The following is a 9,180-nucleotide window of genomic DNA, read 5'->3' as shown; positions in this document are numbered from 1 at the left end:
GGCGAGAGCAAGATCACGCGGGCCATCGACATGATTTCCATCGCATTCCTGGTCGTTCTGGTAGGAGGTCTGCTGTAATGCTCACCATCTTCAGCGCTATCGGCGGGTTGATCCTGTCGCCCCTGGTGGGCGGCCTGCTTACCGGTCTGGATCGCCGGATCACGGCGCGCCTTCAGTCGCGCCTTGGGCCGCCACTGCTCCAGCCATTTTACGACATACTCAAACTGCTGGGCAAACAGCCCCAGGTTACCAATGCCTGGCTGGTGTTCAGCGCGTACATCACGCTGATTTCATCGGCGCTTGCCCTGCTGATTTTCTTCATGGGCGGGGATTTGCTGCTGCTGTTCTTCGTGCTCACAGTGGGCGCGGTGTTTCAGGTGGTTGGCGCCGTATGCGTGCCTTCGCCCTACAGCAACGTGGGCGCGCAGCGCGAGCTGTTGCTCATGCTGGCCTATGAGCCTATCCTGATCCTGGTGTTCGTTGGCTTTGCCATGTGCACGGGTTCGTTCTCCATTGCCGCAGTATTCCAGCTCGAGCAGCCGCTGCTGCTCAAGATGCCCCTGCTGTTTCTGGCGCTGGGTTACGCCCTGACAATCAAACTGCGCAAGTCGCCCTTTGATATCGCGGCCTGCCATCACGGCCACCAGGAACTGGTGCGCGGCGTACAGACCGAATATTCCGGCCCGTACCTTGCGCTGATTGAAATTGCCCACTGGTTTGATCTTGTGCTTATTCTTGGGCTGTGCGCCATGTTCTGGCACACCAGCTGTGTGGGAATGGCCGTTCTTGTGGGCGCCTCGCTGTTCACGGAAATTCTTATCGACAACATCACCGCACGTCTGACGTGGCAGTGGATGGTGCAAAAGAAGTCTCTGCTGCTCGGCATGGGCCTGGCCCTGGTTAATCTTTTATGGCTGTACGTGGCGTAAGGAGGCCGGAATATGGGTTTCGTCGACAATATGATCAAGCGGAGCCGTCTGAAGTCTCCGTGGATAGTTCATTTTGACTGCGGTTCCTGCAACGGCTGCGACATCGAGGTGCTGGCCTGTCTGACGCCCATGTATGACGTAGAACGTTTCGGGGTGGTCAACGCGGGCAACCCCAAGCATGCCGACGTGCTGCTGGTTACAGGCACGGTGAACCACCGCAACCAGCATGTGCTCAAGCAGATATACGAACAGATGCCTTCGCCCAAGGCCGTGGTTTCCATCGGAGCCTGCAACCTTTCCGGGGGCGTGTTCAAGGATACCTATAATGTGCTGAACGGCGCGTACAACATCATTCCTGTTGATGTGTTCGTGCCCGGCTGCCCGCCCAAACCCGAGGCCATTATTGACGGCGTGGTGCAGGCCCTTGGCGTGCTCAAGGCCAAGATGGGCCTTGGCCCAGAGCCAGTGCCCACCTTTATGCCGGGCGATGAGGACGGTACTCCCGACATGACGCCGCAGGCGGAGTCCGCGCCGGAAGAAGCCCCCGACAAGCCACAGCAAAACGCGGGTTAACCCGGAAAGGATAGAGCCATGTTTTTTGAAGCCAAGGAAGTGACGCCGCAAACGCTGCTTTCAGAAGTGCAGCAGCTTGCCAACGCCAAATACCGTTTTGTGACCATGTCGCAGACCGTCATGGACGAAAACACGCTGCGGCTTTTCTATCACTTTGACGTAAACCTCACCATGTCCGACCTGCGCCACAACGCCGAACTGTGCGTGTGGGAACCCACGGACGCCAAGGGCATGGTGCATCTGCGCATGGATGTGAACAAGAACGACGCCATCCCCAGCATCACGCCCGTATATTTCTGCGCTGTGCTCGTCGAGAACGAAACGCAGGATCAGTTCGGGGTGCATTTTGCTGATCTGCCCCTGGATTACCAGGGGGCCATGTATCTGGAGGGCGAAGTCACCCACGCGCCGTACTTTACCATGACCACGGTCCGGCGGCCCGCCGCCAAGGCCGAGGCCGCCAAGGATGACACGGCCAAAGGAGAGAAGGCATGAGCAACCGCACAACCGTGATTCCTTTCGGGCCGCAGCATCCCGTACTGCCCGAACCGCTGCACATCAAGTTTGTGGTGGAAGATGAAACCGTGGTCGGGGCCGTGCCCCAGCTTGGTTTTGTCCATCGCGGGCTTGAAAGCCTTGTGCGGCTCAAGGACTACAATCAGATGGTCTTTGTGGTCGAGCGCATCTGCGGCATCTGTTCGTGCATCCATGCCAACTGCTACTGCAACGCCATTGAAGACATGATGGGCATTACAGCGCCGCCGCGCGCGCAGTTTTTGCGGGTTATCTGGTCTGAACTGCACCGGATACACTCCCACATGCTGTGGCTCGGCCTGTTTGCCGACTCGTTTGGCTTTGAAAGCGTGTTCCAGCAGTTCTGGCGCATCCGCGAGCATGTCATGGACATCTGCGAAGCCACGGCGGGCAACCGCGTGATTCTTTCGGTCAACGTGGTTGGCGGCGTGCGCCGCGATCTCAGCCCCGATCAGATACGCTGGATGCATGGCCGTCTGGACGAACTGGAAAAGGGCATGCGTGAGCTTACCCGCACCATGCTTGACGACTACACCGTGCAGGAACGCACGCGCGGCATCGGCTACCTGAGCAAGGACGATGCCCGCCTGCTGGGCGCCGCCGGCCCCACCCTGCGCGGCAGCGGTTGGGAAATCGACGAACGCATGCACGGCTACGCCGCCTATAAGGATCTCAACTTCATTCCTGTGGTTGAGAATGACGGCGATTGCTACGCCCGTTCCAAGGTACGCTTCTATGAAGTGCTGCACTCCATAGAGCTTATCCGCGAAGCCTTGAACCGCCTGCCCGAAAGCGAGCTGACCGTAAAGGTCACCGGCAACCCCGAGGGTGAATCGGTCTTTCGTGTGGAGCAGCCCCGCGGCGAGCTGTTCTATTACATCCGGGCCAACGGCACCAAGAATCTGGAGCGCATGCGCGTGCGCACGCCCACCTTTGCCAACGTGCCGCCCCTGCTGCACATGCTGCCGGGCTGCAAACTGCCCGACGTGCCGGTTATCGTGCTGAGTATCGACCCGTGCATCTCCTGCACAGAGAGGTAGCCCATGTATATGCTCCCAAACGTGCTGCGCAATCTTTCGGGCAAGCCAGCCACGCGGCTGTATCCTCTGGAAGAGCGCGAACCCTTCCCCGCCTATCGCGGCGTGATCACCAACGAGGTTGAAAAGTGCATATTCTGCAACTCCTGCGCGAGAGTATGCCCAACCGATGCCATTACCGTGGATGCAAAAGCCGGAAAGTGGAATTATGATCCCTTCCTGTGCGTGTACTGCTCCGCGTGCGTGGAAAAGTGCCCCACAAAATGTCTGCATCAGGAGCCAGTGCACCGCAAACCTTCCATCAGCAAGTTTGTAGTGCACCGCACCGGAACCCCGCGCGTCAAGAAAGCCAAGGCCGAGGCCAAGGGCGGGGAAGACACGGAAAAATAAATAAAAGCGAAGGGCCTGCAATGGCCCTTCGCTTTTACCAAACTTTGCTTTTTGATTTACCCTTGAGGTAACATTGCCAACACTCTCAGCCCGTCTATTTGCCGGACGGGGCAGGGCGGCGCGTTTTTTCTGTTATGAGATCCGCGCCGCCTTTCACGTTTGCGGGGCTATCTCCGGCTTTCAGAACCGCAGTATTCTGTATTAACCCGTCACGCGCCGATTTGCGCGCACTGGGGGCAGATGCCGGTCAGCTCCACGGTGTCGCCCTGCAGCTGAAAACCCTGCTGCTGCATGGTGGAAAAGATGGTCTGATACAGCGCGGGATTGTCTACCTCCCGGCTTTTACGGCAACCGGGGCATACCAGCATGAACACGGGCGCATGAGGCTCCTGGCAGGCTTGCGCGCAGGCCACAAAGGCATTGAGCGAGCCGATCTTGTGCACAAGACCCTGGTTGAGCAGAAATTCAAGCGTCCTGTATACGCTTGCAGGCGTGAGGGCCTTGGAGGATTTGCCGCGCAGGGCATCAAGGATGTCATAGGCCTTAACGGGTTCCTTGGCCTGTTGCAGATAGGCAAGCACCATGCGCCGCAAGGGCGTGAGACGCAGATTGGACGCCGCGCAGGGAGTGTCTGTGGGGCACGATGACGTGTCCTTCTGACAACAGGCAGGTGCCGCCTGATCAGTTGTTTTCGTCTTCCACATAGGGTTCCACCGCCTCAGCCTTGATGCGGTATCCCGCATCGCCGATGTCGCTTTCTGTTTTTTCGATTTCAAGCTTTCCATAAACCCACACGGTGTCCATCATCTGTATGCCGCGTGGTTTGTCCAGTGTGACGTAGATGATCTGGTTGGCCGGTGGCGGCGGCACGTGAATGCACGCGCCGAAATAGGGAACAAGCAAAAATTCGGCCAGTTCGTCGCCGCCCAGAAAATCAAGCGGAGCCACAAATCCGGCAATGCGCACCAGCTTGCCGCCCAAGGCCTTGTTGGCGGGCGCGTTGCTCCACATGGCCTGAAATTCTTTCAGGGCTTTGTCCGCTCTGGGGTCGTCATCGCTGAACTTGTCAAAATTGAACTTGTCAAAAACTTTTGCGGGATTCCATGATGGTGGAATCAACTTGTCCCAGGTGATTTCGGTGTATTTTCCGCTCTTTTTCGCGGCAGCGGCAGTGTCCGCATCTTCGCGCGAGGGCTGCCAGTGTTCGATTTTTTGTCGCTCGTAATCGTCAGTCAGGGCAAGGGCGGTTGCGCTGTGCAAGCCGCACAGCAAGGCTGCCAGCATGCAGAGGATGCGCCCTGTGGACGAGGCTGTGTTCATGGCAGGTTCCTTTATTATACAGAGGCGTTGAGGCCGTCAGCCAGACTCATGTGGTAGGCCCGCCATGCCGGGATAAGCCCGGCGGCAAAACCAGCGGCCACAATCCCGCCGAGCAAGCGCCATTCGGCGGCTGTGGGCAGCGTGAGCGTAAGATTCAGTCCATAACTCGAAGCCAGCACCGGGCCAAACACAGCCAGCAGGGCGGCGAGAGCGGCAGTACCCGCCAGCGCGCCCGCAACGACCAGCAGCGTGCTTTCAAAAGACAGCAGGGCCACAATATCCAGAGGGCTGGCCCCTGCCGCGCGCAGCACGGCCAGCTCGCGCCGCCGCTCGCCCAGCCCTGCCAGAATGGCGGCCACTAGGCCCGCCAGCCCCGCAACGGTTACAAGCCAGGAAAGGACGCGCAAGGCATTTTCGCCCGAGCGAAGCAGGCTCCACAGCTGATCCAGAGCCACCCCAGGCATAACGGCCATGAGGGCCTCCTGCTGGTCGGCATTGATTTCCCTTTGCGCAGCAAAAACGCGGGCGCGGTTTTTCAGGCCAACCAGCACAGCCGTAATGCTCTTGGGTGTGAGGCTGAACTTGGTTACCTGATCTGGCCGCACATGAAAACCCGGCACTGGCGCGCCGCCCTGCCAGTCGATGTGGATGGCCTCCATGGCGGCAAGACTGATGTACAAAGCCCGATCCACAGGCGTGCCTGTGGGCGCAAGAATGCCGCAAACAGTAAAGGGCTTGTCCGTATGTTGGGCAAGGCGGGCGCTGCCCGATCCGTGGCTGAGCACCAGCCTGTCGCCCAGCCTGTAGCGCTCTTTGCTGGCAACCTCCGCCCCCAGCACAACATCAAAGATGCCGTCAAAAGGCGCGCCCTGCGCAAATTGCAGATGCATGCGCCTGCTGTATTGATACTGGGTAAAAAAATCGCCCGTAGTGCCCACTACGGCAAATCCCTTGTGGGAATCGCCAAGCGACAGGGGAATCGTCCATGCTACGTCCTTGCGCTGGGCAATGCGCTCGGCGCTGTCCCACCCCATGTTGTTGGTGGCTTTGCCCATGTGGAACACGGCATAGAGCAGCAGTTGCAACTCGCTGCCGCGCGCTCCCACCGCCAGATCCGTGCCGGAAACTGCCTGAATAAAATTATCGCGCACCTGAGTACGCACTCGTTCCATACCGAGCAGCAGGGTGGTGGAAAGAGCTATGGAAAACACCACAAGGCTCAGGGTTCCCCGGCGGTTCCATGCGCTCGACCATGCAAGCACCAATAAAAAACGCCAGCGGCTCATGCGGTTTCCCCCTGCGGGTTTGTCCCTTTGTCGGCCATGCTGGCATCTGCAATGTTAATCTCTGCCAACTGGACACGGCGTTCAAAAAAATCCGCCAGAGACAGGTCATGGCTGACAAACAGCAGGCTTGATCCGGCTTCGGCGCTTTCGCGTAGCAGCAGGCGCAGAAAATCTGCCCGCCGTTCCGCATCCAGCGCAGAGGTGGGTTCGTCTGCCATGACCAGAGGCGGCGATCCTACAAGGGCGCGGGCGGCGGCAACCCGCTGCTGCTGCCCCACGGAAAGGCGGGTCACGCTTTTGCGCCACAGTTCCGGCCCAAAGCCAAGACGCTCAAGCAGGCGTTGCGCGGATTGCTCCGAGCTTCCATCCTTTTCCCTTGCCCGTGTGGCGCGTATGGGCGAAAAGCGGCAGGGCAGCAGCACATTATCCAGCATCGAGAGATGCGGAACAAGATTGAACTGCTGAAATATCAGGCCGATGGTGTCGCCGCGAAAGGAATCTCTGGCGAATCTGGGCAAGGTGTCCACACGAATTCCGTTGACGCGTACACAGCCGGAAGCTGGTTGCAGTATTCCCGCAATGAGGCTGAGCAGGGTGCTTTTGCCCCCGCCGCTGGGGCCGGAAAGAAAGACCGTCTCTCCTTTGTCCACGCTGAACAGGGGGATACGCAGGGTTTCTTCCTTTTGGCCGGGCCAGCAAAAGGTGCAGTTTTCAAGCAGGACTGCCTGCTCGCCCGCATTCGTGCTGCAAGGCGCTTGCGATGGTGGCATAACGGAATTCATGGGATTTACCACTTGAAGGTGTGAACCTGTTCGTTCAGTTCGGCGGCGTGCTGCCCAGTGGGGCTGACTATCTGCACTCGCAGTTCATGCAGGGCTGGCCATGCGGAAAAAAGACGCACGTCCATGCCGTGCAGGGCATCGGGCTGTGCGCATTCAAAGGTGAAAGACGCGTCCAGATCTGCATGACCGCCGTGTTCATCGCGCCCGGCATCTTCGTTATGGTCTGCATGCGCCTTGGGTTCAACCGAGGGGGCGGCAGGTGCGTTCTGCGTTGATGTTTGCGCCTTTTCCGGCTGCGCGGCTGTCTTTGCTTCCAGCAGGGCCTCGGGCAGGGCTTCGGATTCCAGTGTTACCTTCTTGATGCGGCACTGGGCGGCGGCGGGAAAAACAAAAATATTTTCTGCCTTATGCAAGGTTGCCGCCATATTCTGCACGGCTTGGCGTTGGGCGGCATCGCGTGGGGCGTGCTCAAAGGGCAGGGCGTTGGCAAGGGGGCTTTCGAGGCTGATTTCTACAATATTGCCTTCCACAGCCACGTCCAGGCGGGCCGCGCCGTGTTCGTGCGGGCCATGCGCAAGCGCGGGGGCGGCTGCAAGCAAAACCGTGCAGGCCGCCACAACAATCAGGTTTTTCATCATCTCTCCCATGTTTCTGGTTCAGCAAGTTAATGTTTTTTTTGAGCCAGAAAATGAAATGATATATTATTGCGTTTTTGTCAAAAACAACCTCGCATTCTCTGTTGCGTCCGGCTGCCACTGTCCGATGCGTCAGTGATCGTGGCGGCAGCGACCGGAACTTAAGCTATGTGGCGGCCCTGCCGTTGCCAGTGGGCAACGCGCAACTTGTCGGCCACCATGGAAAGGCCGCACAGGCCGATGGAAACTGCCGTGGCCACAAAAACACCCCGGTAGCCAAAACCTTCATACATAACCAGCCCGCCGATGATGGGGGCAAAGATGCCGCTGGAATCGAAGGTGGCCATCATCACATTGGAGTTGATGGAACGTGTGGTGGGTGTGGAGCGGTCATAGACCATGGCCGCCAGCAAGGGGTAGAGCAGCCCCAGCCCCAGCCCGTACAGGAAGGTAAGGGGAATGAAGGCCCACAGCGGCCCCCAGGCCAGCCCCAGCATGCAGCAGACCAACAGAACGCTGCACAAAATGGTAATTCTGTGGCGCGGCAGCGTATCAAGCCTGTTGCTGCCAACCAGACGCACAAGAATGATGGTGAGCGTATAGGTGCTGAAAAACCACGCCGGGTGCGCGCCGGTGATGGAGCACAAACCCTTCATGAAAAAGATGGCCAGCACTGTCATGATGCTGAATGTCATGCAGGCCATATACACAAAAAACAGGCCGGAATGACTCACCGCATGCCACAGTTCACGCCCAGACATGCCGCCTTCTGCCTCCTGGGCCATTTCTGGCTTGCGCAGACGGGGCGCCAGCGGCACCAGCATGAGCAGGGAGGGAATGCCCAGCAGTGCCGTGAAGGCAAAGAGGTGCGGTTCGCCCCCGAGCAGGGCAAGTATCTGTTCCCCCACTGCCGGAATGATGGAGTAGGGCAGCAGCAGGGTGAGCGAAAAGATGGCAAAACCGCGCGCGCTTTGGCCCTTGGGTATGCAACTCACCAGCACGGAAACCGTGCAGCAGGAGAAAAAGGCAAGGGCAATGCCCTGCACCACGCGTAACAGCAGAATCAGCTCAATAATATGGGAGCCGCCCACATAAGGGTAGGCCAGCATGACGCTGCTTGAAATGATGATGGCGGTGGCCATGGGCAGGAGTTTGCCACGGCGTAACAGAACCACGCTTGCCACCTGCCTGAAAATCAGAACCATGACAAACATGGAAGAGAGCAGCACTCCCCGCCAGTTGGGGCTGACAGAGAGGCCTTCGAGCCATTGCTCAAAGCAGTAAAAGACGGCCACAAAGCTGTTGCAGCACATGGTCATGCAGAACAGCAGAACAAAATCACGGCTTAATAACGTCTGCGGCGGATCAGGGAAGGCAGTGCCTTCCGGGGTTTGCGCAGGCGATGCGGCTAGGGGCGGCATGGGGCCTCAATCGTGTTGTGCCGCGTTGGCCCAGGCCGCCGTGCGGGGCCGGGCCCACCCCCGCAAAGGGTGTGCGGCTAATGATATTCGCCATTCAGGAACTTGGTGGCGTAGGATTGCACTGCTGCATCATCCACCATGAGCATGTCCATCTGGCGGGTCATTATCAGGAGTCGTCCCAGTTGATCCAGGCGCGCGCACAGCTCATGCCTGGGGTATTTCTGGTAACGTGCCCGCAGTCTATCACCCGTTATCTCAACGGTAAAGCCCAGC

Annotated in this window: 12 protein-coding genes; 5 read left to right on the top strand and 7 right to left on the bottom strand. The window is 58.7% G+C overall.

Annotated features, from left to right (window positions below; translation table 11 throughout):
• Nucleotides 1-77: 77 nt before the first annotated feature.
• The 5 genes from VEZ52_RS12870 to VEZ52_RS12850 are packed head-to-tail and all read left to right on the top strand — an operon-like array spanning nucleotide 78 to nucleotide 3,463.
• Nucleotides 78-929: a respiratory chain complex I subunit 1 family protein gene (locus VEZ52_RS12870; RefSeq protein WP_324837174.1), complete on the top strand. Its 852-nt coding sequence runs from the start codon at nucleotides 78-80 to the stop codon at nucleotides 927-929.
• A 12-nt stretch (nucleotides 930-941) separates the two neighbouring features.
• Nucleotides 942-1,502 (top strand): NADH-quinone oxidoreductase subunit B family protein, encoded by a 561-nt coding sequence (locus VEZ52_RS12865; protein WP_022658252.1) that lies wholly within the window; start codon nucleotides 942-944, stop codon nucleotides 1,500-1,502.
• Nucleotides 1,503-1,520: 18 nt separating this feature from the next.
• Complete coding sequence (locus VEZ52_RS12860) at nucleotides 1,521-1,997, top strand: NADH-quinone oxidoreductase subunit C (RefSeq protein ID WP_022658253.1); 477 nt, start codon at nucleotides 1,521-1,523, stop codon at nucleotides 1,995-1,997.
• Nucleotides 1,994-3,076, top strand: coding sequence for a nickel-dependent hydrogenase large subunit (locus tag VEZ52_RS12855; protein ID WP_215647835.1), 1,083 nt, complete (start codon nucleotides 1,994-1,996; stop codon nucleotides 3,074-3,076). The genes VEZ52_RS12860 and VEZ52_RS12855 overlap by 4 nt, the downstream gene beginning before the upstream one ends.
• A 3-nt stretch (nucleotides 3,077-3,079) precedes the next feature.
• Nucleotides 3,080-3,463, top strand: coding sequence for a 4Fe-4S binding protein (locus VEZ52_RS12850; RefSeq protein WP_240825140.1), 384 nt, complete (start codon nucleotides 3,080-3,082; stop codon nucleotides 3,461-3,463).
• Between the two features lie 209 nt (nucleotides 3,464-3,672).
• On the opposite strand, the gene VEZ52_RS12845 is transcribed toward VEZ52_RS12850, so the two are convergent.
• The 7 genes from VEZ52_RS12845 to VEZ52_RS12815 all read right to left on the bottom strand — a co-directional run.
• Nucleotides 3,673-4,167 carry a Fur family transcriptional regulator gene (locus VEZ52_RS12845; RefSeq protein WP_324837173.1) on the bottom strand — a complete coding sequence of 165 codons (495 nt, stop codon included), beginning with the start codon at nucleotides 4,165-4,167 and terminating at the stop codon, nucleotides 3,673-3,675.
• Nucleotides 4,145-4,783 (bottom strand): DUF3299 domain-containing protein, encoded by a 639-nt coding sequence (locus tag VEZ52_RS12840; RefSeq protein WP_324837172.1) that lies wholly within the window; start codon nucleotides 4,781-4,783, stop codon nucleotides 4,145-4,147. Before VEZ52_RS12840 ends, VEZ52_RS12845 begins: the two co-directional genes overlap by 23 nt.
• 14 nt (nucleotides 4,784-4,797) lie before the next feature.
• On the bottom strand, nucleotides 4,798-6,069 hold the full coding sequence (locus VEZ52_RS12835) for an ABC transporter permease (RefSeq protein ID WP_324837171.1): 1,272 nt from the start codon (nucleotides 6,067-6,069) through the stop codon (nucleotides 4,798-4,800).
• Nucleotides 6,066-6,851, bottom strand: a complete 786-nt coding sequence (locus VEZ52_RS12830; protein WP_324837170.1) for an ABC transporter ATP-binding protein — start codon at nucleotides 6,849-6,851, stop codon at nucleotides 6,066-6,068. The genes VEZ52_RS12835 and VEZ52_RS12830 overlap by 4 nt, the downstream gene beginning before the upstream one ends.
• A gap of 5 nt (nucleotides 6,852-6,856) precedes the next feature.
• On the bottom strand, nucleotides 6,857-7,486 hold the full coding sequence (locus VEZ52_RS12825; protein WP_324837169.1) for a DUF2796 domain-containing protein: 630 nt from the start codon (nucleotides 7,484-7,486) through the stop codon (nucleotides 6,857-6,859).
• Between the two features lie 161 nt (nucleotides 7,487-7,647).
• On the bottom strand, nucleotides 7,648-8,907 hold the full coding sequence (locus tag VEZ52_RS12820; RefSeq protein WP_324837168.1) for an MFS transporter: 1,260 nt from the start codon (nucleotides 8,905-8,907) through the stop codon (nucleotides 7,648-7,650).
• A gap of 77 nt (nucleotides 8,908-8,984) precedes the next feature.
• Nucleotides 8,985-9,180: hypothetical protein (locus VEZ52_RS12815; RefSeq protein WP_324837167.1), on the bottom strand; the 196-nt coding region annotated here is incomplete at its 5' end.

Origin of the sequence: Desulfovibrio sp. (assembly GCF_035644575.1) — a bacterium.
Classification (GTDB): Bacteria; Desulfobacterota; Desulfovibrionia; order Desulfovibrionales; family Desulfovibrionaceae; genus Desulfovibrio.
The sequence above is the reverse complement of the archived record's forward strand: the minus strand, read 5'-3'. Positions and strand labels throughout refer to the sequence as shown.

What these genes read in the sequence shown, in the direction of transcription:
- VEZ52_RS12850 (WP_240825140.1), top strand. Translation starts at nt 3,080, where the DNA reads ATGTATATGCTCCCAAACGTGCTGCGCAATCTTTCGGGCAAGCCAGCC.
- VEZ52_RS12835 (WP_324837171.1), bottom strand. Translation starts at nt 6,069, where the DNA reads ATGAGCCGCTGGCGTTTTTTATTGGTGCTTGCATGGTCGAGCGCATGG.
- VEZ52_RS12840 (WP_324837172.1), bottom strand. Translation starts at nt 4,783, where the DNA reads ATGAACACAGCCTCGTCCACAGGGCGCATCCTCTGCATGCTGGCAGCC.
- VEZ52_RS12865 (WP_022658252.1), top strand. Translation starts at nt 942, where the DNA reads ATGGGTTTCGTCGACAATATGATCAAGCGGAGCCGTCTGAAGTCTCCG.
- VEZ52_RS12855 (WP_215647835.1), top strand. Translation starts at nt 1,994, where the DNA reads ATGAGCAACCGCACAACCGTGATTCCTTTCGGGCCGCAGCATCCCGTA.
- VEZ52_RS12820 (WP_324837168.1), bottom strand. Translation starts at nt 8,907, where the DNA reads ATGCCGCCCCTAGCCGCATCGCCTGCGCAAACCCCGGAAGGCACTGCC.
- VEZ52_RS12825 (WP_324837169.1), bottom strand. Translation starts at nt 7,486, where the DNA reads ATGAAAAACCTGATTGTTGTGGCGGCCTGCACGGTTTTGCTTGCAGCC.
- VEZ52_RS12830 (WP_324837170.1), bottom strand. Translation starts at nt 6,851, where the DNA reads ATGAATTCCGTTATGCCACCATCGCAAGCGCCTTGCAGCACGAATGCG.
- VEZ52_RS12870 (WP_324837174.1), top strand. Translation starts at nt 78, where the DNA reads ATGCTCACCATCTTCAGCGCTATCGGCGGGTTGATCCTGTCGCCCCTG.
- VEZ52_RS12860 (WP_022658253.1), top strand. Translation starts at nt 1,521, where the DNA reads ATGTTTTTTGAAGCCAAGGAAGTGACGCCGCAAACGCTGCTTTCAGAA.
- VEZ52_RS12845 (WP_324837173.1), bottom strand. Translation starts at nt 4,167, where the DNA reads ATGTGGAAGACGAAAACAACTGATCAGGCGGCACCTGCCTGTTGTCAG.